Source organism: Agromyces larvae, assembly GCF_022811705.1.
Lineage (GTDB): Bacteria > Actinomycetota > Actinomycetes > Actinomycetales > Microbacteriaceae > Agromyces > Agromyces larvae.
Map to the genome: position 1 here is coordinate 3,197,778 of NZ_CP094528.1, position 23,797 is coordinate 3,221,574.

General features: G+C 71.7%; 20 protein-coding genes. 11 read left to right on the plus strand and 9 right to left on the minus strand.

All coding sequences use genetic code 11. The features are described 5' to 3' along the window. Positions 1 to 38: 38 nt before the first annotated feature. Positions 39 to 2,303 (minus strand): S9 family peptidase, encoded by a 2,265-nt coding sequence (locus tag MTO99_RS15290; protein WP_243554585.1) that lies wholly within the window; start codon positions 2,301 to 2,303, stop codon positions 39 to 41. Between the two features lie 199 nt (positions 2,304 to 2,502). Here MTO99_RS15290 and efeU point away from each other — a divergent pair, with 199 nt between their 5' ends. From efeU to efeB, 3 genes are read left to right on the plus strand one after another with little or no spacing between them, the layout of a single operon-like run. After that, positions 2,503 to 3,528 carry an iron uptake transporter permease EfeU gene (efeU, locus tag MTO99_RS15295; RefSeq protein WP_243554587.1) on the plus strand — a complete coding sequence of 342 codons (1,026 nt, stop codon included), beginning with the start codon at positions 2,503 to 2,505 and terminating at the stop codon, positions 3,526 to 3,528. After that, positions 3,525 to 4,733, plus strand: a complete 1,209-nt coding sequence (gene efeO, locus MTO99_RS15300; RefSeq protein ID WP_243554589.1) for an iron uptake system protein EfeO — start codon at positions 3,525 to 3,527, stop codon at positions 4,731 to 4,733. The genes efeU and efeO overlap by 4 nt, the downstream gene beginning before the upstream one ends. A gap of 1 nt (position 4,734) precedes the next feature. Continuing rightward, a complete protein-coding gene (gene efeB / locus MTO99_RS15305; protein ID WP_243554590.1) occupies positions 4,735 to 6,030 on the plus strand; it encodes an iron uptake transporter deferrochelatase/peroxidase subunit in 1,296 nt (431 codons plus the stop codon). A 94-nt stretch (positions 6,031 to 6,124) separates the two neighbouring features. On the opposite strand, the gene MTO99_RS15310 is transcribed toward efeB, so the two are convergent. The 4 genes from MTO99_RS15310 to MTO99_RS15325 form a co-directional block, all read right to left on the minus strand. Continuing rightward, positions 6,125 to 6,517, minus strand: coding sequence for a hypothetical protein (locus tag MTO99_RS15310; protein ID WP_243554592.1), 393 nt, complete (start codon positions 6,515 to 6,517; stop codon positions 6,125 to 6,127). Then, a complete protein-coding gene (locus tag MTO99_RS15315; protein ID WP_243554594.1) occupies positions 6,514 to 6,999 on the minus strand; it encodes a LysM peptidoglycan-binding domain-containing protein in 486 nt (161 codons plus the stop codon). Before MTO99_RS15315 ends, MTO99_RS15310 begins: the two co-directional genes overlap by 4 nt. A 35-nt stretch (positions 7,000 to 7,034) precedes the next feature. Then, positions 7,035 to 8,552, minus strand: a complete 1,518-nt coding sequence (gene pdxR, locus MTO99_RS15320) for a MocR-like pyridoxine biosynthesis transcription factor PdxR (RefSeq protein ID WP_243554596.1) — start codon at positions 8,550 to 8,552, stop codon at positions 7,035 to 7,037. A 71-nt stretch (positions 8,553 to 8,623) separates the two neighbouring features. Beyond that, positions 8,624 to 9,943: an MFS transporter gene (locus MTO99_RS15325; RefSeq protein ID WP_243554597.1), complete on the minus strand. Its 1,320-nt coding sequence runs from the start codon at positions 9,941 to 9,943 to the stop codon at positions 8,624 to 8,626. 184 nt (positions 9,944 to 10,127) lie between these two features. On the opposite strand from MTO99_RS15325, the gene MTO99_RS15330 reads away from it, so the two are divergent. The 6 genes from MTO99_RS15330 to MTO99_RS15355 all read left to right on the plus strand — a co-directional run bounded on the left by MTO99_RS15330 (position 10,128) and on the right by MTO99_RS15355 (position 16,528). Next, positions 10,128 to 10,799: a pyridoxamine 5'-phosphate oxidase family protein gene (locus MTO99_RS15330; protein ID WP_243554599.1), complete on the plus strand. Its 672-nt coding sequence runs from the start codon at positions 10,128 to 10,130 to the stop codon at positions 10,797 to 10,799. A 283-nt stretch (positions 10,800 to 11,082) separates the two neighbouring features. Continuing rightward, the gene (locus MTO99_RS15335) at positions 11,083 to 11,265 is read left to right on the plus strand and encodes a hypothetical protein (protein WP_243554601.1); all 183 of its coding nucleotides are present in this window, start codon (positions 11,083 to 11,085) and stop codon (positions 11,263 to 11,265) included. Positions 11,266 to 11,467: 202 nt separating this feature from the next. Beyond that, a complete protein-coding gene (locus MTO99_RS15340) occupies positions 11,468 to 14,518 on the plus strand; it encodes a helix-turn-helix transcriptional regulator (RefSeq protein WP_243554603.1) in 3,051 nt (1,016 codons plus the stop codon). A 47-nt stretch (positions 14,519 to 14,565) separates the two neighbouring features. Next, complete coding sequence (locus MTO99_RS15345) at positions 14,566 to 15,018, plus strand: glutathione peroxidase (protein ID WP_243559139.1); 453 nt, start codon at positions 14,566 to 14,568, stop codon at positions 15,016 to 15,018. A gap of 323 nt (positions 15,019 to 15,341) precedes the next feature. Further along, on the plus strand, positions 15,342 to 16,010 hold the full coding sequence (locus tag MTO99_RS15350; RefSeq protein WP_243554605.1) for a TetR/AcrR family transcriptional regulator: 669 nt from the start codon (positions 15,342 to 15,344) through the stop codon (positions 16,008 to 16,010). Then, positions 16,007 to 16,528 (plus strand): GNAT family N-acetyltransferase, encoded by a 522-nt coding sequence (locus tag MTO99_RS15355; RefSeq protein WP_243554607.1) that lies wholly within the window; start codon positions 16,007 to 16,009, stop codon positions 16,526 to 16,528. Before MTO99_RS15350 ends, MTO99_RS15355 begins: the two co-directional genes overlap by 4 nt. Positions 16,529 to 16,721: 193 nt before the next feature. On the opposite strand, the gene pepT is transcribed toward MTO99_RS15355, so the two are convergent. Beyond that, positions 16,722 to 18,026, minus strand: a complete 1,305-nt coding sequence (pepT, locus tag MTO99_RS15360; RefSeq protein ID WP_243554609.1) for a peptidase T — start codon at positions 18,024 to 18,026, stop codon at positions 16,722 to 16,724. A 103-nt stretch (positions 18,027 to 18,129) separates the two neighbouring features. After that, positions 18,130 to 20,988: an immune inhibitor A domain-containing protein gene (locus MTO99_RS15365; RefSeq protein WP_243554611.1), complete on the minus strand. Its 2,859-nt coding sequence runs from the start codon at positions 20,986 to 20,988 to the stop codon at positions 18,130 to 18,132. Positions 20,989 to 21,237: 249 nt separating this feature from the next. On the opposite strand from MTO99_RS15365, the gene MTO99_RS15370 reads away from it, so the two are divergent. Continuing rightward, positions 21,238 to 21,645 (plus strand): hypothetical protein, encoded by a 408-nt coding sequence (locus MTO99_RS15370; RefSeq protein ID WP_243554612.1) that lies wholly within the window; start codon positions 21,238 to 21,240, stop codon positions 21,643 to 21,645. A gap of 73 nt (positions 21,646 to 21,718) precedes the next feature. Here MTO99_RS15370 and MTO99_RS15375 read toward each other — a convergent pair whose 3' ends face one another. Continuing rightward, a complete protein-coding gene (locus MTO99_RS15375; RefSeq protein ID WP_243554614.1) occupies positions 21,719 to 22,411 on the minus strand; it encodes an HAD hydrolase-like protein in 693 nt (230 codons plus the stop codon). A gap of 46 nt (positions 22,412 to 22,457) precedes the next feature. Further along, positions 22,458 to 23,153: an endonuclease NucS gene (gene nucS, locus MTO99_RS15380; protein ID WP_243554616.1), complete on the minus strand. Its 696-nt coding sequence runs from the start codon at positions 23,151 to 23,153 to the stop codon at positions 22,458 to 22,460. A 40-nt stretch (positions 23,154 to 23,193) separates the two neighbouring features. On the opposite strand from nucS, the gene MTO99_RS15385 reads away from it, so the two are divergent. Beyond that, positions 23,194 to 23,757, plus strand: a complete 564-nt coding sequence (locus tag MTO99_RS15385; RefSeq protein ID WP_243554618.1) for a dihydrofolate reductase family protein — start codon at positions 23,194 to 23,196, stop codon at positions 23,755 to 23,757. Positions 23,758 to 23,797 lie beyond the last annotated feature (40 nt).

Genomic DNA, 23,797 nt, shown 5'->3' on the forward strand with positions numbered 1-23,797 from the left:
CCCCGGCTGCGCACTACCCCGGCTACGCACTACCCCGGCTACTCGCCGCTCGGGTGCGCGCCCGCCCGGTCGATCGCCCACGCCAGGCCGAAGGCGCGCTCGCGCCACGCCGCGTACCGTCCCGAGACCCCGCCGTGCCCGGCCGCCATCTCGACCTTGAGCAGCGCGTCGGCACCGCACTCGCGCAGCCGGGCGACCCACTTCGCCGGCTCGACGTACAGCACGCGAGTGTCGTTCAACGAGGTGATGGCGAGGATCGGCGGGTAGTGGCTACCGGCGTCGGCGGCGTGCACGTTCTCGTACGGCGAGTACGACTTCATGTACGAGTAGACGTCTGCGTCGTCGAGCGGGTTGCCCCACTCGTCCCACTCGATCACGGTGAGCGGCAGGTCGGGGTCGAGGATCGAGGTGAGCGGGTCGACGAACGGCACCTCGGCGAGGATCCCCGAGAACAGGCGCGGCGCGAGGTTCGCGACGGCGCCCATCAGCAGCCCTCCGGCCGACCCGCCCTGGGCGACGAGCCGGTCGGGCGCGGACACGTCGAGCTCGATGAGCCGTTCGGCGCACGCGATGAAGTCGGTGAAGGTGTGCTTCTTGTGCAGCTTCTTGCCGTCCTCGTACCAGAGCCGACCGAGCTCGCCGCCGCCGCGCACGTGCGCCACCGCGTAGACCACGCCCCGGTCGAGCAGCGAGAGCCGCGGGATCGAGAACGACGGGTCGATCGAGTACTCGTACGACCCGTAGCCGTAGAGCAGGGTCGGCGCGGGGACGCCCGGTTCGACGAGGTCGGTGCGGTAGACCAGCGAGATCGGCACGCGCGTGCCGTCGGGTGCGACCGCCCACTCGCGTCGCTGCGTGTACCGGGCGGGGTCGTAGTCGCCGAGCACCGGTTGCTGCTTGCGCACGATGCGCTCGCCGTTCGCCACCACGACGTCGATCACGGTCGTGGGCGTCGCGAAGCTCGTGTACCCGATGCGCAGGGTCGGCTGCTGCCAATCGGGGTTGGCGCCCACGCCGACCGCGAAGAGTTCCTCGTCGAACGACAGCTCGTGCAGGGTGTCGTCGGGCGCTCGCTTCGACGGGCTCAGCGCGCCGTCCGATCCCTGCGGGGGCACCTTCGCGATCGCGACGCGCGGCAGCCCGTCGCGCCGGTACTCGAGCGCGACGAAGTCGCGGAACGCGTCCACGCCCTCGATCCTGACCGCGGGATCGTGGGGGAGGAGCATCCGCCTGGGCCCCTGCGGGTCGTCCGCCGCGACCGAGACGAGCTCGAAATTCTCCGCACCGTCGTTGTGGGTGATGAGCAGCCGGTCGCGGCCGCCCGCGACGACGTGCTCGACGTCGTATTCGACGCCCTCCTTGCGCGGCCAGACCACCTCGAAGGTGCCGTCGGGCGTCGAGGCATCCAGGAGCCGCGTCTCGCTGGTGATGTTCGAGCCGGCCTCGATGAGCAGGTACTTGCGCGAGCGAGTGAGCCCGACGCCCAGCCAGAATCGCTCGTCGGGCTCGTGGAAGACCACGACATCGTCGGATGCCTCGGTGCCGACCTCGTGGCGGTGGATCGTGTCGGGGCGCCAGGACTCGTCGACGGTCGCATAGAAGACGTACCGCCCGCTCGGGTCGAAGATCGCGCCGCCCGCGGTGCCGGGGATCTCGTCGGCGTACTCCCGCCCCGACTCGTCGATGGAGCGCAGCCGCAGCGTGTACCGCTCGTCGCCCTCGACGTCGACGCCGTACAGCAGCGTCGATCCGTCGGCCGAGACGTCGAAGCTGCCGAGCGCGTAGAACTCGTGCCCCTCGGCCTCGACGTTGTCGTCGAGCAGCACCTGCTCGCCCTCCGGCGATCCCCCGCCCGCCGAGCCCGCTGAGCCCGTCGAGCTCGCTGAGCCCGTCGAGCTCGCTGAGCCCGTCGAGCTCGCTGAGCCCGTCGAAGCGAGCGGCCCCCCTCCGACAGGCTCAGGGAGCTCCGGAGGCTCCCAGTCATCCACCCCGCGAACCGGCACCCGGCAGTGGATGCCGTACTGCAGCCCCTCGACCGTGCGCGTGTAGTACCACCAGTCGCCCTCGCGCGTCGGCACCGAGAGGTCGGTCTCTTTCGTGCGGTGTCTGATCTCCTCGAACACCTGCTCGCGCAGCACGCCGAGGTGTTCGGTGCGCGCCATCGTGTAGGCGTTCTCGGCGTGCAGATGGGCCACGACCTCGGGGGAGTCCTTCTCGCGCAGCCACTCGTAGTCGTCGATGAACCGGTCGCCGTGGTGCTCGCGAACGGTCGGCCGTTTGGGCGTGACGGGCGGGGTGAGCATTCCCCCACGCTACGCGCTCACCCGCCCGACTGCGCTGCTCCGCGGGTTCCTGCACGAGTGCTCGACCGGATGCTGCAGCCGGCGCCGCGGGAGGGGCCGGGCGATCGGGTCGTCGCGCCGGAGGATCGGGTTTGCGGCGGTGCTGCGACGGAGTAAGGTAAGCCTTCGCTAATCCCCACTCGCTGACCCCGGGACATCCGTGCTCGCCACCTACCTGATCGGCCTCCGCGAAGGCCTGGAAGCCGGCCTCATCGTCGGCATCCTCGTCGCCTATCTCGGCAAGCTCGGCCGGCGCGACCTGCTCGGCCGGCTGTGGGTGGGCATCGGCCTGGCGATCGCGGTCTCGCTCGGCGTCGGCGCGATCCTCACCTGGGGGCCGTACGCGCTGACGTTCCAGGCGCAGGAGATCCTCGGCGGCGTCCTCTCGATCGTCGCGGTCGCGATGGTCACCTGGATGATCTTCTGGATGGGCAACCACGGCGCGAGCCTGTCGCGCGAGCTTCGGGGCCAGGTGGATGCCGCGATCGATCGTTCGTGGTTCGCGATCGTGCTGCTCGGGGCGCTGAGCGTCGGCCGCGAGGGCGTCGAGACGGCCCTGTTCGTGTGGGCGAACGTCGCCGGCGGCAGTGAGCCGATGCTCGCCACGCTCGGCGCGGTTCTCGGCATCGCGACCGCGATCGTGATCTCGTGGGGCCTCTCGAAGGGGCTCGTGCGGTTCAACCTGTCGGTGTTCTTCACCTGGACCGGTCTGTTCCTCGTCGTCGTCGCCGCGGGTGTGCTCGCCTACGGGATCGGCGATCTGCAGGAGGCATCCGTCATCCCCGGCTGGGGCGCACCCGCCTGGAGCCTGACCGGCATCGTGCAGCCCGGCAGCGTGCTCGACACCGTGCTCGGCGGCATCTTCAACTTCACGCCCGAGCCCACCTGGGCCCAGGTGATCGGCTGGATCGCGTACGTCGCGATCACCCTCTCGCTCTACCTCGGGATGCTGCGGCGCCGCAGCCGCTCGGCGGTGCTGCCCCCTTCGACAGGCTCAGGGAGCGACCGCGTCTCGCTCCCTTCGACAGGCTCAGGGAGCGATCCCGGCTCAGGGGGCGACCGCGTCTCGCTCCCTTCGACGGGCTCAGGGAGCGACCCCGTCTCAGGGGGCGACCGCGTCTCGCTCGCTGAGCCTGTCGAAGCGAGCCCCCACCTCACCCCCACACGAACCCAGGAGCACACATGACCCGCCGCACCCTCGTGGCATCCGGCGCCGCCGTGACCGCACTCGCCCTCGTGCTGACCGGCTGCGTCGCGAAGAGCGACCTCGCCGACGCGATCACGGTCGACATCACCGACGACGGATGCGCCGTCGCCACGTCGACCGCGGCAGCCGGCGCCGTCACGTTCTCGCTCGCGAACAACGGCACCGACGTGAACGAGTTCGAGATCCTCGCCGACGACCAGCTCCGCATCGTCGGCGAGAAGGAGAACGTGACACCCGGGCAGACCGTCGACTTCACGGCGCAGCTCGAGCCGGGCACCTACTACACGGCGTGCAAGTTCCAGCAGGTCGGGGCGCCGGTCGGCCTCGCCGAGTTCACCGTCACCGGCGAGGCATCCGCCGTCTCGGCCGACGAGCAGAAGCTCGCCGACCAGGCCGTGACCGAGTACCTCGCCTACGTGCGCTCGCAGGTGAGCGAGCTGCTGCCGCAGGTCGAGGCGTTCGCCGCCGCCTACGCGGCCGGCGACGACGACACCGCGCGGTCGCTGTTCGCGACGACCCGCGTCTCGTACGAGCGCATCGAGCCGACCGCCGAGGCGTTCGGCGACCTCGACCCGAAGATCGACTACCGCGAGGTCGACGCCGTCGCCGAGGGTCTCGACTGGACCGGCTTCCACCGCATCGAGAAGGACCTCTGGGCCCCGCAGCCGGGCGACCTCAACTCCGACGGGCAGGATGCGCTCGCCGACTGGGCGCCGTCGACCCCCGAGCAGCGGCAGACCTTCGCCGACGGTTTGGTGGCGGATGTCACGGAGCTGCACGATCTCGTCACCGACCCGTCGTTCACGGTCTCGCTCGCCGACATCTCGAACGGCGCGATCGGCCTGCTCGACGAGGTCGCCAGCGGCAAGATCACCGGCGAAGAGGACTGGTGGAGCGGCACCGACCTCACCGACTTCGCCGCCAACGTGCAGGGCGCGGGCGTCGCGTTCGGCGCGGTCAAGGCGCTCGCCGAGTCGAAGGGCGACGCCGGCGCCGCGCTCTCCGCGGAGATCGAGGACGAGTTCGCCGCGCTCGAGGCGGCGCTCGCCGAGTACGGCTCGATCGACGCCGGGTTCGTCGACTACGCGACGCTGACCGACGCCGACAAGAAGTCGCTCTCGGACGCGGTCAATGCGCTCGCCGAACCGCTCTCGCAGTTGACCGCGACGGTGCTCGGCGTCTGACATGCGGGGTGGGGACGGGGGCGGGCCGGAGGGGGGCGGCGTCAGCCGCCGCCAGTTGCTCGGGCTCTTCGGCGCCGGCGCGGCGGGCGCCGCGGTCGGCGCCGCCGGCGGAGCATCCGTCGCCACCGCCCTCGCGAACGCGGCCGGCGCACCCGACCCGGCGCGCGCCTACGCCTTCCACGGCGCGCACCAGGCCGGCATCACCACACCCGCGCAGGACCGCCTGCACTTCGCCGCCTTCGACACCGACCCGAGCCTCGACCGCGACGGGCTCATCGGCCTTCTGACCGACTGGACGAACGCAGCCGCACGCCTCACGCAGGGCCTCGAGGTGGAGGAGGGCGGCGCGGTCGGCGGCAGCGACTACGCGCCGCCCGCCGACACCGGCGAGGCGCAGGGGCTCCCGGCCTCGGGTCTCACGATCACGTTCGGGTTCGGTCCCGGCGTGTTCGGCGCCGGCGACGGGGCATCCGACCGGTTCGGGCTCGCCGCCCGACGCCCGCCGCTGCTGGAGCCGCTGCCGCGCTTCCAGGGCGACGCGCTCGTGCCCGAGCTGACCGGCGGCGACCTGTGCATCCAGGCCTGCGCCGACGACCCGCAGGTCGCGGTGCACGCGATCCGCAACCTGAGCCGCATCGCGTTCGGGCGGGCGACGCTGCGCTGGTCGCAGCTCGGATTCGGCCGCACCTCGTCGACGTCGACCGCGCAGGCGACGCCGCGCAACCTGTTCGGCTTCAAGGACGGCACCGCGAACGTGAAGTCCGAAGAGCAGGCGGCCGTCGACGAGCACGTGTGGGTCGCGGCATCCGATGAACCGTCCTGGCTGGCCGGGGGCTCCTACCTGGTGGCCCGCCGCATCCGCATGATCATCGAGAACTGGGATCGGGTGCAGCTCGGCGAGCAGGAGCAGCTCGTCGGCCGCTCGAAGGGCGCCGGCGCGCCGCTGTCGGGCGGCACCGAGTTCACCGAGCCCGACTTCGCAGCCGAAGGCCCGACGGGTGCACCGCTCATCGCACCGACCGCGCACGTCGCGCTCGCGCACCCGAGCGCGAACGGCGGCACGCGCATGCTGCGCCGCGGGTACAACTTCGTCGACGGCAACGACGAGCTCGGCCGCCTCGACGCCGGCCTGTTCTTCCTCTCGTACCAGCGCTCGCCGCAGCAGTTCATCGACGTGCAGCGCTCGCTCGCCGCCGACGGGCTGAACGAGTACCTCAAGCACGTCGGCTCGGCGGTCTTCGCCGTTCCCGGCGGCATCGCCGAGGGCGAGTTCGTCGGCCAGGCGCTGTTCGCCTGAGCCGGCGCGCGCTGCCGCGGTCCGCCGGCGCGCGCGGTCGCCCGCCGCCCTCGCGCACACGCCGTCGGCACGTTCGACCGGCCGATGCAGCCCGCTACGGCGTCTCGACCACCGCCCACCGGTCGTCGCCGAGCCACTGCAGGGTGCCGGTCACCCGGCGGCCGTCGAGCCTCGCGGTGAACTCGACGTCGCTCGGCGTCGTACTGCCGAGGATGCCGGTGCTGCCGGCGAACGTCGGATCCTCGTATCCCAGCTCGACCAGCGCGTCGCGGCGCTGCGCCTGATCCCACGTGCCGCTCAGGAACGCCAGCAGTCCGACGAGCGCGAGCCCGCCGCCGACGAGGGCGACGATGCCGATGTCGCGGGCCCACCGCACCTCGCGCAGCACGCCGACGAAGACGAGCACCGCTCCGGTCGCCATCGCGATGGCGGGGAACAGGAGCGGCCACGGATGCCACGGCTCGAGGGTGATGACGACGTCGTTCACCCCAGTCCGACCCGCTGCCAATCGAGGTTGATCCTGTCGCCGATGTACACCGTCTCGCCGAAGTCGTGGATCTGCGGGTTCATGCGCAGTAGCTGCTGCTGCGGCAGATCGAACCGCTGGGCGATGTCGAAGAAGCTGTCGCCCTCGACGACCGTGTACATCGCCGGCATGCCGTTCCCGTCGGTCTCGGCGGGGCCGTTCGCGCCGGGCACGGGGCCGTTGTCGTACGCCGGCCCCGGCTCGTAGACGGGCGCGGGTGCGTTCGGCACGGGCGCGGGAGCGGGTGCGGGCTCGGGTTCGGCGACGGGGGGCGGCGTGGTGACGACGGGCGTCGGGGTGGGCTTCGGCGGCGGAGCGGTGACGGTCACCATCACGGTCTCCGCTGGGGGTTCGCCGGGCGCGGCGCAACCGGCGAGCAGCGGGAGGACGACCACGGATGCCACGAGCGGCCGGACCGATCGTGCGGCGCCTCGTCGTGACATCCGACCTCCTTCTCGTACCCCCGACAGCGGCCAGCCTAAAGGGCCTCCGGCCCCGCGTCGAGGGACGCTCGCACGACGTCGCGGACGCGCCCGAGCGCCTCGACGAGCTGCGCGTCGCCGACCGCGGCATAGCCGATGACCAGCCCGTCGCGGGTGCCCGGCAGGTCGGGGTCGAACGCGTAGGCCGACAGGCGGGCGACCGCGACGCCCTCGGCCGCGAGCGTCTGCGACACGCGCTCCGCGTGCGCGGCCGCCGTCCGGCCGCGCGCCGGCTCGAACTCGAGCACCGCGTGCAGCCCCCCGGCGAGGGCGGTGAGCCGGGTGCCGGGCACTGCTCCGAGGGCGTCGATCACGAGCCGGCGCCGATGCGAGTAGTCGCGCCGGGCCGTCGCGATGTGCCGCCGCAGCGCGCCGGACTCGACGAGCGCGGCCATCGCGACCTGCATCGGCCCGGCCACCGGCGTGGCGATGTCGATGCGCACCGCCTCCACGGCGGCGCGCAGCGCCGGGTCGGCGGGCAGCACGAGGTGCCCGAACCGCAGCCAGGGCGTGAGCACCTTGGAGAGGCTGCCGACCAGCACGACCCGTTCGGCGTCGAGCGACGCGAGGGCCGGAAACGGTGCACCGGTGTGCCGGAACTCGCTGTCGTAGTCGTCCTCGATCACGACGGCGTCGTGCGCGCGCGCCCAGTCGAGCACGGCGAACCGATCGGCGACCGGCAGTCGCCCGCCGAGGGGGTACTGGTGGCTCGGCGTGACCATGACGGCGTCGAGCCGGCCGAGGGTGCCGAGCGCGGCGACGTCGAGCCCGTCGACCCCGACGGGCACCGGCACGACGGTCGCGCCGTGCCGCACGAGCGCGGCACGTGCGCCGGGGTATCCGGGGTCTTCGACGGCGATCCGCGGTGGGCGGCCGAGCCGCTCGTGCAGCGCGAGGGCGAGCAGGCCGAGCCCTTCGCTCGTGCCGCCGGTGATGACGACGTCGTCGCCCGTGCAGGTGATGCCGCGCGCCTGGCGCAGGTGGTCGGCGAGGCGGTCGCGCAGGGCGGGCAGGCCGAAGGGCGGCGGTGCGTCGGAGGGCACGACGGATGCCGCGGCGGCACGCCAGGCCGCGCGCCACGCCCGCTCGTCGAGGCGCGCCGTCGAGGGCCGACCGGGCGTGAGGTCGATGCGCGGTGCGTCGGGATCGGGGGACCCGGGGAGGGTGGGCGGGCCGCCGGGCCTCGGGACGGGTCCGGCTCCGCCGGGCGCTTCTCGACCTGGGGGCGAGGCTCCGCCGGGCGCTTCTCGACCTGCGGGCGCGGAGGGCACCGCGGCGACCCGCGTCGCCGCGCCCTGCCGTTGCTCGAGGTATCCCTCGCCGGCGAGCTGGTCGTAGGCGGCGACGATCGACGAGCGCGAGACGCCGAGCTCGGCCGCGAGCGCCCGGGTCGAGGGCACCGGGTCGCCCGGCAGCATGGCTCCGGTGAGGATGCCGCGCCGCACGGCCGCGACGAGCTGCCCGACGATGGGGCGCCCGCGGTCGAGGGCGATCGAGAGCAGTGGTCCGTCCATGTGCGTGTGCCGCACCATACCAGTGGGAGCCGGCGCCCGGACGGGCACCGGCTCCCACCGCGGGAACGTGCTCAGTCGTTCAGGTCGACGCCCTTCGGCTCCTTCACGAGCGAGACGCCGACGAGCGACACCACGGCGGCGACGGCGATGTAGACGCCGATCGTCCACGAGGCGTGGAAGGTGTTCATGAGCGCCTCGGCGATCATCGGGGCGAACGCGCCGCCGAGGATCGCGCCGAGCGCGTACCCGATGGAGACCCCCGAGTACCGCACCTTCGCGGGGAACATCTCGGCGTAGAGCGCGGCCTGCGGGCCGTACGAGAGCCCGAGGCCGAAGGTCATCACGAACAGCGCGACGAAGTACCAGACGATGTCCGCCGTGTCGATGAGGAACCACATCGGGATCGCCCACAGCGCGAGGAAGAGGTATCCGATCTGGAACGTGCGCACCCGGCCGAGGCGGTCGGAGATGGCGCCGCCCCACAGCGTGAAGACGAGCCATCCGAACGAGGCGAGGGTGGTGGCCAGCAGCACCGTCGGGCGGTCCATGCCGAGCGCGGCGACCGCGTAGGTCGCGAAGTAGGCGATGAGGAGGTAGCCGGCTGCGTTGTTCGCGATGAAGATGACGGCGGTGAGCACGACCTGCTTGGTGTGGTGCTTGAACAGCTGGCCGAGCGGCGCCGAGGACTCCTTCTTGCGGCGCTGCAGCTCCTGGAAGACGGGGCTCTCCTCGACCGAGCGGCGGATCAGGTAGCCGACGAGGATGAGCACGATCGACAGCAGGAACGGCACGCGCCAGCCCCACGCGAGGAAGTCCTCGGGGCTCATCGACGAGGTGAGGATCCACAGCGTGAAGGTCGCGAGGATCATGCCCACGGGAACGCCGATCTGCGGGTACGCGCCGAAGAAGCCGCGCCGTCCCTTGGGTGCGTGCTCGACGGCCATGAGGGCCGCGCCGCCCCACTCGCCGCCGGCCGAGAAGCCCTGCAGGATGCGCAGGAACACGAGCAGCAGCGGTGCCGCGATACCGATCTGCGCGTAGGTGGGCAGCAGGCCGATGAGCGAGGTGGACAGACCCATCAGCACGAGCGTGAAGACCAGCATGCGCTTGCGGCCGAACTTGTCGCCGAGGTGGCCGGCCACGACGGCGCCGAGCGGGCGGAACAGGAACGAGATGCCGATCGTCGCGAACGAGATGATCTGCGCGAGCCCCGCGTTCGCCTCGGCGAGCGGTGCCAGGAACAGCGGCGCCAGCACGACGCCGGCGGCCTGCGCGTAGATGAAGAAGTCGTACCACTCGATCGAGGTGCCGACGAGGGTCGACGCGAGGACCTTGCGTTCTTCGCGTCTGATCTGGGCTGGAGACAGCTCGAGCTGTGTCGTCGTTGACATAGGGGGAACTCCATTGTTCAGGTCGTGACCGTGGGGTGGGGCAACTTTACTGACCGATTGTTCGGTCAGGCGGCCAACTGTACCGAACATGCCCCCGGCTGCGAAAGAGCCCGGATGACTGGACTGGATGAATATGGCAGAACTGGTCTCCCGATCCGACCAGTGAACGTCGAAGCTGAGACGCATGACCCTCACAAACGACGCCCCCGCCCGTCGCGTCCGTCGCCTCGCCGACCGCCAGGTGACCGACCGCGACGCCCTGTACCGCCTGCTCGACGACCAGCTCGTCGGCCACCTCGCCGCCGTCGCCGACGGCATGCCGATCGTGGTGCCCATGGCGTACGCGCGCGTCGGCGACGACCTGCTGCTGCACGGCTCGACCGGCGGCGGGTTCGCGCTGCGCGCGGTCGAGACCCGCGCACCGGTCGCGTTCGCCGTCACCTCGCTCGACGGGGTCGTCGTCGCCCGCTCGCTCTACGACAGCTCGATGAACTACCGCAGCGCCGTCGCCTACGGCACGCTCGAACCCGTCGACGACCCGACCGCCGCGCTCGATGCGCTCGCCGACCGGCTCATCCCCGGTCGCGGAGCCGAGGTGCGGGCGAACACCCGACGCGAGGTCGCCGGCACGCGCGTGCTGCGCCTCGCCCTCGACGACGTCGTGATGAAGGCACGCGCCGGCGGCCCGAGCGAAGCACCCGACGACGGCGAGGACCGCTCGGTCTGGGCCGGAGTCGTGCCGCTCGCCCCCGCCTGGGGTGAGCCCGTGGCATCCGAGCTGACCCCCGAGCAGACCCCGATGCCCGAATCGGTGGTAGCGCTGATGCGATCCCGCGCGCGGCTGCCCACGCTGTGAGAGGCCCGAACACCCCCTCGCGACCGGAAAGGAGGAACCGACATGTTCGCAGCGATCTTCGCGATCGTCGTCGCCGCGCTCGCCGCGTCGGCGGTCGTCGCCACCGCGGTGCAGCTCCGCCGCGACGGCTACCGTGCCGACCCGGTGCGGTTCGCCTGAGGCGACGGCTTAGGCGAGGTGCAGGCTCTCGCCCGAGCATCCGCCCGAAATAGGGCGATCACCCGATGGGGGAGAGGTGCCTTAGCGAGAACGCTGGAAGCACCCAGTCACCCCAGGAGGAACCATGTACCACACCAGCGATCTCATGGTGCTGCATCTGCACGAGTCGCTCCTCGAGCGCAGCGAACGCGAGCTCGAGATCCGTCGGCGCATCGCCGAGCGCGACGAGGAGGAGGGCGGCGCCGCCGGCCGCGGCGCCCTCCGGCACCGTCGCGCACACCGCGTGCCGCGGCTCGCGCTGCGGTGAGCGGCCCCGGTCGCGCCGCGAGCGCGACGGGCGCCGTGAAGGCGGCGGGTCGCGCAGCGAGCGCGACGGGTCGCGCCGCGAGCAAGCCCGGTCGCGTCGATGCGGGGGTGGGATGGCACAGACGATGACGGATGCCTCGCCGGCGCGTTCGCTCGCGGCGGACCCCGGATCCGGTGTCGGTGGGGCGTGGCACGATGAGTGCGTGACGACATCGGTGTCGAGTCCCGAGATGGTGGGCCGGCAGGCCGATCTCGCGTGGCTCGAAGGTCTGCTCGACGAGGCGCGGCAGAGCGCCCCGCGCACCGGCGTGCTCGGCGGCGAGGCGGGCATCGGCAAGACCAGGCTGATCGCCGAGTTCACGCGCCGGCTCGGCGACGATGTCCGCGTGCTGGCGGGGCAGTGCGTCGATCTCGGCGAGGTCGCCGCACCCTATGCGCCCGTGAAGTCGGCGCTGCGCGCACTCGTCGCCGACGTGGGCGCCGACGCCGTGCTCGACGCGGTCGGGCCGGGGCGGGCGGCGTTCGTCGCCCTGCTCCCCGAACTCGCCGGTTCCGGGGCATCCGTCGAAGCGAGCCCGGCCGGCACGCCGATCGCGGGCGGGCCCGAAGCAACCGGCCGCCTGCACGAGGCGATCGCCGTGCTGCTCGAGACGATCTCGCGCGAGCGCACGACGGTGCTCATCATCGAAGACCTGCACTGGGTCGACGCGGCCACGCTGGCGCTGCTGCGGTTCCTCATGCGGGCGCTCACGTCGAGCCGGGTGCTCATCGTGCTCACCTATCGCAGTGAAGACATCGGTCGCGGCCACCCGGTGCGCGGGTTCCTCACCGAGATCGAGCGCGACCGTTGGGTCGACCGCCGTGAGCTGTCGCGCCTCACCCGCGCCCAGGTGCGCAGACTCGCCCGCGTGCTGCTGGCCGACGAGCCCGGGGCGGCGATGGTCGAGAGCGTGTACGGCCGCAGCGAGGGCGTGCCGTTCTTCGTCGAAGAGCTCATCGGCATCGGCCGCGACTGCGGCGACGCTGCCGAACTTCCCGACACCCTCCGCGACCTGCTGCTCGCCCGCTACGAGGGGCTCAGCGAGTCGACCCAGTCGCTGCTGCGACTCGTCTCCACCGGCGGCGTGCGGGTGCCGCATGCCCTGCTCGAAGACGTGTTCCCGGGCACCCCCGACGAGCTCGATCGCGCCGCCCGTGACGCGGTCGTCGGGGGTGTGCTCACCGTCGACGGCGAGCAGTACGCGTTCCGCCACGCCCTGGTGCGCGAGGCGATCCTCGCCGATCTGCTTCCGGGCGAGCGCGCGCGGTTCCACGCCGCCTACGCCGAGGCGTACGAGCGGGTGTCCGCGGCGGGTGTCCGTCGGCTCGCGGCTGAGATCTCGTTCCACTGGCTCGGGGCGCACAACGCCGCGAAGGCGTTCCCCGCGACCGTCCAGGCGATGCGCGAGGCGCGCGCTTCGGCGGCGTACGCGACGGCCGCGCAGCTCGGCGAGCGGGCTCTCTCGCTGTGGGACGTCGTGCCCGACCCGGCCGCCGCGGCCCGCATGGACAAGATCGAGCTCATGGGCCGCACGACCACGTACCTGCGCAACGCCGGCGAGAGCGAACGCGCGCTCGCCCTCGTGAAGGCGGCGATCGCCGAGTGCCCCGACGACAACGCGCGGCTCGCCCGGCTGCTGCGCGACCAGGCGCTCGTGCTCGCGAGCCTCGGGCGCGAGGGGGCGATCCCGTTGCTGCGCGAAGCGCTGGCGCGCCTCGCCTCGATCCCGTCGCCCGACTTCGAGACGTCGAGGTTGCGGGCGTCGGTCATGACCGCGCTCGCCGGTCGGCTGATGATCGCCGGGCAGGTCGACGAGGCGATCGACATCGCCGAGGCCGCCCATGCGCTCGCGATCGAGTTCGACTCCGATCGGTCGGCATCCGTCGCCTACAACGTCGCCTCGGTCAGCCGCCTCTCGCGCGGCGAGGTCGAGGTGGGGCTCGCCGGTCTCGAAGAGGCGCGTCGGCTCGCGCACGGCGACGGCGCCGCGCTGCTGCGGTACTGGGTCAATGCGAGCGATGCACGCTACCTCGTCGGAGACCACCGCTCCGCGGTAGAGCACGCCGAGCAGGGGCTCGAGCGGGCCCGGGCTCAGGGGCTGGAACGGAGCTCGGGCGTGATCCTCGCGTCGAACGCCGTCGACCCGCTCCACGCGCTGGGCGAATGGCAGCGTGCCGACGAGCTCATCTCGCGCGCGCTCGCGCTCGACCCGCCCGGGTCGTTCCGGGTGTACCTGCTGCGTGCTCGCATCTGGGCGCGGCTCTGGCGCGGCGACCCCGAGGGCGCGGCCGACGAGTTCCGCAGGGTGCGGGCGGTGATGACCCCCATCATGGCGGTCGAAGCGCAGACGCGGCTCGGCGTGGGCCGGCTCATCGCCGAACTCGCGCTCGAATCGGGCGACCTCGGCGATGCGCTCGACGCGGTCCGCATCCTCCTCGACGAACCGGCACACCACCATCTCGGGTACGTGCTGCCGTTCCTCTGGACTTCGGCACGGCTGGTCGCGGCCGCCCGGCGCGATCCCGTCGGCGCCGAGCCGGCCGGCCTCGACGGCCCCGCGCTCGTCGACCTCGAACGGCAGATCCGCGAACGGCTCGCCGGCGTCGCCATCTGGCCGACCTTTCCGGTGTGGGCGCCGTTCGTCGAGGCCGAACTCGTGGCGCCCGGCGCACCCGACGCCGTCGACGCGTGGCGCACGGCCGTCGACGCGGCGGCGCATCCGGCCGCCCTCGGCTACCTCGACGGCTACGCGCGGCTGCGGCTCGGCGAGGCCGCGCTCGCCACCGGCGACCGCCAGCTCGCGCGCACCGAGCTGCGCGCCGCTCGGGCGGCCGCAGAGACGGGCGGCGTGGGGCTGGTCGTACGGCTCGTCGACCAGGTCGCGACCGCCGCCGGGCTCTCGGTCGCCGCGGGCGCCGCCGCCGACGAGGCATCCGCCCCCGCCGAACCGCCCCGCTCGCCCGCGGCCCGCACGGCCTCCGGGCCCCCCGGGGTGGAGGGCGGCGCCGCGCCCGCCGATCCCGTGCTCGACGACCTCACCGCCCGCGAACGGCAGGTGCTCGGGCTCATCGCCGAGGGGCTCAGCAACCGCCAGATCGGCGAGCGGCTGTACATCAGCGGCAAGACGGCGAGCGTGCACGTGTCGGCGATCCTGCGAAAGCTCGGAGCATCCAGCCGAACCGAGGCCGCCCTGCGGGCCCGGGCGGTACGGTAACCCTCGTGACCACCTCGACCCTGCTCGACGAGATCCCCTTCCGCACGATGGACGGCGGCACCGCGTCGCTCGCCGACTACGCCGGCCGCGCCGTGCTCATCGTCAACGTCGCCTCCCGCTGCGGGCTCGCCCCGCAGTACGAGAAGCTCGAAGCGTTGCAGCAGCAGTTCGGCGACCGCGGGCTGACCGTGATCGGCTTCCCGTCGAACCAGTTCCTGCAGGAGCTCTCGTCGAACGAGGCGATCAAGCAGTACTGCTCGACCACCTGGGGCATCACCTTCCCGGTCGTCGACCGGGTGCGGGTCAACGGGCGCAAGGAGCATCCGCTCTACACCGAACTGAAGAAGACGCCCGACGCCGACGGCAAGGCCGGCCGGGTCAGCTGGAACTTCGAGAAGTTCCTCGTCGCTCCCGACCGCACGGTGCAGCGGTTCCGCCCGCACACCGAGCCCGACGACCCCCGCGTCGTCGCCGCGATCGAGGCCGCCCTGCCCGCGTAACCGCCCGCGCGCCCCAGCCACCCCGTGCACCGGCACTGCAGCACCGGGATGCAGCGCTCGCGATGTAGCGAATTCAGGTACGGAGGTGTGTCGCACCCTGTTTTCCGCCCGATCAGGCCGACACGCCGTGCGCGAACCTGAATTGCGTACAAGCCTGAATTGCGCGCAAGCCCGAGTTGCGTGCAAGCCCGAGGTGCGTGCAAGCCCGAGGTGCTTGCGGGCCCGAGGTGCGTGCAAGCCCGAGCGGCGTGCGCCGTGCGCGCGGCGGGCGGGCGTGATCGGGGGCCGGTAGCGTAGTCGCGACCCCCGAGGAGCACCCCCGCATGAAACCCGGCCCACGCCGCAGCGTCAGCCAGTCCGACCTGGTCGGCGCCGCGTTCGAACTCCTCGAGCAGAAGGGCTTCGCGGCGGTCTCGGTACGAGGCGTCGCCGCCTCGCTCGGCCTCACCCCGACCGCGATGTACACGTACTTCCCGTCGAAGCAGGCCTTGCTGGCCGCCATGGTCGAGGAGCTCTTGGCCGGCGTCACCGGCCAGGACGGCCCGGCGGATGCTCCGCCCGCCGCCGCCGCGCGCGGCCTCCTCGTCGACACGGCCCTCGCACTGCGGGCGCGCCTGCGAGACCACCCCGGTGCGATCGCACTGATGACGAGCGGCCCGCTCGACGGGGCGCAGGCGCTCGGCCTGGCCGAGCGGCTCGGCGAGGCGTTCGCCGTCGCGGGTGCATCGGACCCCGATGACGCGGCGCGCGCCGCCCACGCGCTGCTCGCGCTGGTGCTCGGCCAGGTCGCGCTCGAGACGGCGTGGGGCGCGGCATCCGAGACCGATTCAGCTGCGCTCTGGTCGGATGCTCCGCCGCATCCGATCACCGAAGCCGGCGCCGCGCTCGGCTTGCGCGAGGGCGCCGAGGCCGAGTTCCGCCGGGCGCTCGAACGCGTCGTCGACGCTTGGGCGCCGACGCACCTCGCCCCCGACCTGGGCCCGAACTCGTGACCCGCTTCATCGTGCGCGACGCGACCGTCGCCGACGCGCCCGGCGTCGCACAGGCCCACTGGGACAGCCACCAGACGACCTACGTGGAGCCGGGCCTCGTGCGCCGCGATCGGGTCGAGGGCTGGTCGATGCGCAACCGGGTGCTGGTCTGGACGGCGAACGCCGCCATCTCGGAGGGGATCTATCCGCCGCCAGACGGGTTCCACCGGATGTCGCTGCACGTGGCGGTCGACGACGACGGGCGCGTCGTCGGGTTCGCGTGCACCTCGATCGACGCCGAACCCGACGGGCCGCGTCCGCTTCAGCTCGAGGCGCTGTATCTGCTCGAGGAGTTCCACGGCACGGGTGCGGGGCAGGCGTTGCTCGACGCCGCGCTCGGCGACCGGCCCGCCTACCTCTGGGCACTCGACGTCAACCCGCGCGCGCACGCGTTCTACCGGCGCAACGGGTTCGAGCTCGACGGCACGACGAAGTTCGACGACGACTGGCAGATCACCGAGGTGCGGTTCGTGCGCTGACCTGCACTCCCCACCCGCCTGCACTCCCCACCCGCCCCGCGCATACGTTTCGCGGATCAGGAAGAACGGAAGGGTTCCGGCGTGTCGGCACATTTTTCCTGATCCGCGAAAGGGGGCAGGGAGTCACTGACGCGGGTGCCGGGGGGCGGGCACGGAGCATCCGGCGACCAGCAGGCGAGCGGGCGACGTCGCGTCAGCGCGTCGCGTCGCGGAACCCCGGGGTCGTCCACACCTCGGCGAGCCGCACGACGGTCGCGGCGGCGGCCGCCATCTCCTGTACGGACGCCCACTCACGCACCGAGTGGAACTCGTGTCCGCCGGTGAAGAGGTTCGGCGTCGGCAGGCCCATCGCGCTCAGCTGCGAGCCATCCGTTCCGCCGCGCACGGAGGTGCGCAACGGCTCGAGCCCCTCCGCGCGGATCGCGCGCTCGGCCGCGTCCGAGACCAGCGGGAACCGCTCGATGTGGCTGTGCATGTTGGGGTACTGCGGCGTGATCTCGACAGTCGCGCGGGCACGCGGCTCGCGCGCGACGACCTCGTCGACGGTGCGGCGCAGCACCTCACCGTGCTCGGCGAGCTTCGCGTCGTCGAAATCGCGCAGGATGGCCCGGATCGTCGTGCGCGCGGCCGCCCCGCGCACCTCGAACACGTGGATGAAGCCGTCGCGGCCGTCGGTGCGTTCGGGGGTGCGGTCGGCCGGCAGCGCGGCGATCACCTCGGCGGCGAGCCGGGTCGAATTGACGAGCTTGCCCGTCGCGAAGCCGGGGTGCACGTCGTGGCCCTCGATCGTCACGGTGGCCATCGAAGCCGAGAACGTCTCGTCCTGCAGCTCGCCGAGCTCCGACCCGTCGACGGTGTACGCGCACAGCGCGCCGAACCCCTCGACGTCGAACTTGCGGGTGCCGAAGCCGATCTCCTCGTCGGGCGTGAACGCGAGGCGCAGCGTGGGTCGCGGCAGTTCGGGGTGGTCGAGCAGGTGCGCGACGGCGGTCAGGATCGCCGCGACCCCGGCTTTGTCGTCGGCGCCGAGCAGGGTGTCGCCCGAGCTCGTGACGAGGTCGTGGCCGACATGGGCGCTCAGATCGGGCATGCCGGCGGGGTCCAGCCGCGTGCCGCCGCGCGGCAGTTCGATGACCCCGCCGTCGTAGGCGCGGTGCACGATCGGCTCCACCCCGTCGCCGGGGGCGTCGGGGCTGGTGTCGACGTGCGCGATGAGTCCGATCACGGGCACCGGCCCGTCGGCCGGGTCGATCGTGGCGGGCAGCGTCGCATACACGTACCCGTGCTCGTCGAGGCGGGCGTCGTCGAGGCCGAGCGCGAGCAGGTCGTCGACGAGCACCCGCTGCAGGTCGAGCTGGCGGGCCGAACTCGGCTGCGCGTCGCTGTCGCGGTCGGATTGGGTGCCCACCCGGACGTAGCGATCGAAGCGGGCGAGCAGGCCGGGCGCGAGCGACTCGGCGAGCGGAGACGTGTACGGCGCAGGCGACGGTGCTGGCATCGCCCCAGCCTGCCACAGCGGGTGGGCGAACCGGGGACCGGATGCGACGAGGCGCCGACCCCGAAGGGCCGGCGCCTCGCGCTGGTGCCGGTGGGACTCCCGTTCAGCCCGCGCGCGGCGGGGTGATCGAGATCACGGCGGACGTGTTGTTCTTGCCCGCCTTCTTCACCTTCACCACGGTGCCGTAGCCGACGCCGTCATCGGCCGGGTTGCCGGTGCCGAGCGGCGTGGCCACCCCGATGTCGAGCCCGAACAGCTCGGGGATCAGGTTGCCGTTCGCGTCGACGATGCGCGTCGAGTAGGGCGCGTTGCCCACCGACGGCACCACGACCGACCCGTCCACGAACCGGTAGTACAGGTCGCTTCCGGTGACCGGCAGCAGGTCGGGACGGTACTCGAGTCCCGGGTACCAGCCCTGGTCGTCGGTGAACGTGCTCACCGCTGCCAGTGCGGGGACCTTCGTGCAGTACTCCGTGTAGTTCACGTCGGTGATGCACTCCTGGAAGGGGTACGTCTTCGACAGACCGAACGCCACGTTCGACGACTGCGCGCGCGACGGCATGTTGTTCAGCGCCGAGGTGTCCACATCGGCCGAGGCGCCGGTGCGGCGCAGCGGGTCGAAGTGGCTGTCGACGAGCAGCAGGCCGCCCTTGGCGCCCTCGCTCGGCAGCGAGGTCAGGTTGTTGCGCACCATGTTCGAGTTGCCGTACGTGGTGTCGCGGTACCAGACCAGCGCGCCGGGGGCGTTGTACTTGATCTTGTCGACCTTCCACGCGCCCTCATCGTCCTGGTAGACGGTGTCGTACGCGTACTGCAGGCCCTGGTCGAACCCGTCGAAGTTCCGCCACTCGACCAGGTAGTACTGCGCCCTGATCGACGTGCCGGTGTCCTTGCGCCAGCCCGGGCCGGTCGTGGTCGCCCACGAGGCGACCTCGTTGACCCAGCCGTTGTCGTCGGCACCCTCGACGTCATCGCTCCAGAGGACGTTGCCGTCCCCGTCGACGAGCGAGAAGTCGTCGGCGAACCAGTTGCGCTCCTGGTAGGCGGCGTCCGTCGCCATCCGGAGCCGGACGCTCACGTCCTGACCGGCGAGCTCGGACAGGTCGATGTACTGGTGCGCCCAGCCGCCCGACGATCCGGTGATCCCGTGCGACCGCTGGAACCAGCCGCGCAGGTTGCCGTTCGGGTCGGGGTACGAGTCGGGGGTGGTGGCGAGCGACCCGTCCTCGTTGTAGACGGGCACGTCGGTCCAGTTGGCGCCGGCGTCGGTCGACACCTCGACGAAGCCGAAGTCCCAGTCGGATTCGATGAAGTAGTCGTTCCACATCCAGAACTTCGAGCCCTCGGGGACGACGCCGAGCGACCGGCTGAGCCGGATGTCGCCGTAGTCCTGGTCGGCACCCGTGTACCACATGTTCTCGCCCGAGTGCGGATCCGTGATGTGCACCACCTTGTCGGGCAGGTTGATCTTCACGCCGTCCTCGGTGTTCTTCAGCGGGCGCGAGTTCTGCCCGACCGTGACGTCACGCGGAGCATCCCCGGGGTTGACCTCGACCGGGTCGACCCAGCCGAGCACCCACTTGTCCCAGAGGCCCATGTGGGTCGGCATCGACTGGAAGATCGGGCCCGAGTGCGAACCGGAGTTCATGAGGTCCCAGAAGTCGATGTCGCTGTTGCCGGCGTTCGACGTGTCGTACAGGTCGGGCAGGCCGAGGTCGTGGCCGTACTCGTGTGCGAACACCCCGACGCCCGAGTCCTCGGGCTGCACGATGTAGTTCGACAGCTTGAGGTTCGTGCCGGGGATGTCGGCACCGCCGGGCACCGCCGACGAGTGCGCCCAGATCGCGTACGTGCCCTCGTCGCCGCCGCCGCCGGACTTGTCGGCACCGGCGTGCACGAGCACGACGTGGTCGATCACGCCGTCGGGCTCCCACAGGTTGCCGTCGCCGTCGCGGTCGCCCTGGTCCTCGAGGTCGTAGTCGGCCCACGGGAAGTTCGGCTGCGCCTGCGCGAGCGCCGCGACCGCGTCGATCGCGAGCTGGCCGGGGCCGAGCGGGTTGTCGGGGTGGCCCTGCATGTCCTGCATCGGGCCGGCCTCGTACTCGCCGTCCTCGTTCAGGTGGCAGACGGTCGCGCCGTAGTACGCCTCGGAGTGCGGCACCGTGATCCACGGCGTCGCCGCACCGGTCACGGTGTAGGCGCCGTGCGACATCTCCTCGTACATGTTCTTCATCGTGAAGCCCGAGATGTCGATGCCCTTCCTGCCGTCAGGGCCCTTGAGGTCCTTGCGGACCCGCTCGGTGATGCCCTTCGACGAGTAGAGGAGCTTGTTGTAGTAGTCCGACGAGAAGTCGGGCACCCACATCGAGTTGTTGTCGGCACGCGCGAGGGTCGCCGGGTCGGGCAGGTTGTTGTGCAACGGGCCGCTCTGCACGTTGCCGGGCATGCAGGTCGTCGCACCGAACTCGGTGGGCACCTGCAGGTCGGTGAAGTCGTCCTGCGCGCCGGGGTCGAACTCGACGAGGATCGTCAGGAGCTTCGCCTCCTGGGTCACCTCGGCCTGCTTGTAGTCGGGCTTCTTCTGGAACAGCGACTTCAGCTTGTCCCAGATCGACTTCAGCTTCTTGAGGATCGACTCGCGGATCTCCTTCGGGCTCTTGCCGGTCTCGAGCGCCTTCGCCTCGGCCTTGGCGAGCCCTTCGGCGGCGACCGGGTTGCCCTGGGAGAACTTCTTGTCGATCTCCTCTGCGGTGGTGATGGCCGTCGCCTGCTTCTGGCCGGCGTCATCGCCGACGGCGACATCGTCGAGGAACGCCTGCTCGACGCGGGGCTCGACGTAGTTCATGTAGTACTCGTCATCGCCGATGACGGGTGCCGATGGCGGTGCCGCGCTCGCCGGGGCCACGCCCGCGGTCGCCAAGCCGGCAGCCACGAGCGCGATCACGGGAAGCGTCGCGACCACGCGCGTACGCGCGCGAGTGCTTCTTCCAGACATGCATCTCCCTCCGGGTACGGCGTCGGGGATCTCCGAGCCGTACGAACGACGTCCGCCTGGTGGACGGACGATGGTGGAATCCTGCACCCTGACCCCCGTTCGGGGGAAGAGGGTTCGACGAGATCGGTCGATTCTCGGACGCATGGCGCGCCCGTCGCGCGCGCGATACGCTGGCGAGCGGAGCACTGCTGGGGGGCGGTGCGATCGGGGGATCGGATGTTTCGACGCAGGCGTGCGTCCGTGCTGGTCGCGGCGATCGGGGTGGCCGGGGCACTCGCGTTCTCGGGCTGCGCCGCAGGCGCCGGAGACGAGACTGCCGAGCCGACGGACGGCGACGTGCTGCCGCCGATCATGGTGCAGCTCGACGAGGTCGACGGCACGACGGTCGAGGTGCCGCTCGACAACGTGATCGTGCTGCAGGGCGACGACGAGACCTACACGGCGTGGGAGGCCGACATCGCCGACGAGTCGGTGGCGGAGTTCACGCCGGGTCGCGACGACGGTTCGGCGAGCTTCGATCCGGGCATCACGCCCCTGAAGGTCGGCTCGACCGAGGTCACGCTCGACAACTCCGAGACCGGCGACAGCGTGACGTTCACCGTCGACGTCGTCGAGGCGGGCTGACGCCGACCTCGCGCCGGGTCACCGGATCTCGAGAGGCGTCCGACTCCGTCGGGTCCTCGGCGAGCGGGTGAGGCTACCCGACGAGCAGGCCGCGCAGCTGGTCGGCCGAGTGCACGACCGCGAGGGCGTCGCCGGCCTCTTCGGGTGAGCCGTAGCCCCACTCGACGAGGATCGTCGGCACGCCGTTCGCGAGCGCACCGAGCGTGTCGTAGCCGCGGTCGCCGACCATCACCGCGTGCGCGGTGTCGATGCCCTCGGTCTGCAGCCGGCGCAGCGCTTCGGCGACCACGTCGGCCTTGGTGCTGCGCACCTCGTCCTCGCTCGCGCCGGCGATGACGTCGAAGTACTGCGCGAGACCGGCGTGCTCGAGCACGGCGGTCGCCATCGACTCGGGCTTCGAGGTCGCGAGCGCGATCGGGATGCCCGCGCGGTGCACGAGCTCGATCACGCCGGCGACGCCCGGGAAGACGGGGGAGCGCAGCAGGTGCCGATCGTAGTGGTCGCGGTAGACGTTCAGCGCCTCCCACGCCTCGGCGTCGGCGAAGCCGGCCGTCATGCGGAGGCTGTCGAGCAGGGGTGGGCCGACGTACGAGCGCAGCGTGTCGTCGTCGGGCACGGGAAGACCGAGCGACTCGAACATGTGCGCCAGCGACGCGGTGATGTCGGAGGCGGAGTCGACGATGGTGCCGTCGAGGTCGAAGAGGACGGCCGACCATGTGCGCGTCGGGGCAGCGCTGGCCGGCGGGGTGGTCAGGGTGCGGGTCACGCGTGCCATCCTATGGGCCGCGGCTGCGAGGGACTCTCAGGTCTGCTCAGAACAGGCTCGGATGCCCGCTGTCGACCCCGCGCATCGCGTCGTAGTCGAGCACGACGCATCGGATGCCCCGGTCCTCCGCGAGGGTGCGGGCCTGGGGTTTGATCTCCTGCGCGGCGAATACGCCGGTCACCGGCGCGAGGCGCGGGTCGCGGTTCATCAGTTCGAGGTACCGGGTGAGCTGTTCGACGCCGTCGATGTCGCCGCGACGCTTCAGCTCCACGGCCACCGAGCCGCCCGAGGCATCCGTGGCCAGGATGTCGACCGGACCGATCGCCGTCATGTACTCGCGGCGCACCAGCCGGTAGCCGTCGCCGAGCAACTCGATCTGCTCGGCGAGCAGCCGCTGCAGATGCGCTTCGACGCCGTCCTTCACGAGGCCCGGGTCGACGCCGAGCTCGTGCGCCGAGTCGTGCAGCACCTCGTGGATCGAGACGATCAGCCGGTCGGCGGTCTTCTTGTGCGTGACCGTCCACACCTCGATCACGCCGGCGCCGCGCTGATCGTCGTCGGGCTCGGACGCCTCGAGCGTGCACGGCGGGCTCATCCAGTTCAGCGGCTTGTAGCTGCCGCCGTCGCTGTGCACCAGCAGCGAGCCGTCGCCCTTCACCATGAGCAGGCGGGTCGCGAGCGGCAGGTGCGCCGAAAGCCTTCCGGCGTAGTCGACGGAGCAGCGGGCGATGACGAGACGCACCGTACGAGTGTACGTTGGGCGGCGACGGGGGGAGTCCGCGATGGGCGCGCTGCTGTACTCGATCTCGATCTCGCTCGACGGCTACGTCTGCGACGAGCACGGGAACTTCGACTGGGGGGCGCCGACCGAAGAAGAGCACGCGTTCATCAACGATCGCCTGCGTGGGCTCGGCACCTTCGTGTTCGGCCGCCGACTCTACGAGACGATGCGCGTCTGGGAGACGCTCGATCTGCAGGGGCAGTCACCGGCGGTCGCCGAGTTCGCGGCCCTGTGGCACGACACCGACAAGATCGTCTGCTCGACGACGCTCGGCGACTCCGACATCACCACCGCGCGGACGCGTCTCGTACGCCGCCTCGGCGTCGATGACCTGCGTGCGTTGGCCGAGGCATCCGACCGGGATGTCGAGGTGGGCGGGCCCACGCTCGCGGCCGACGCCATCCGCGCGGGCGCGGTCGACCGCATCTCGTTCTACATCCTGCCGGTGGTCGTCGGAGGCGGAACGCGGGCGCTGCCTGACCGCGCCCGACTCGACCTCGAGTTGACCGAGGAGCACCGGTTCCCGAGCGGGAAGGTGTTCGTGTCGTACCTGGTACGTCGCTGAGTCCGCCCCCGTCGCAGGCACTCTGTTCATACGCAGGCAC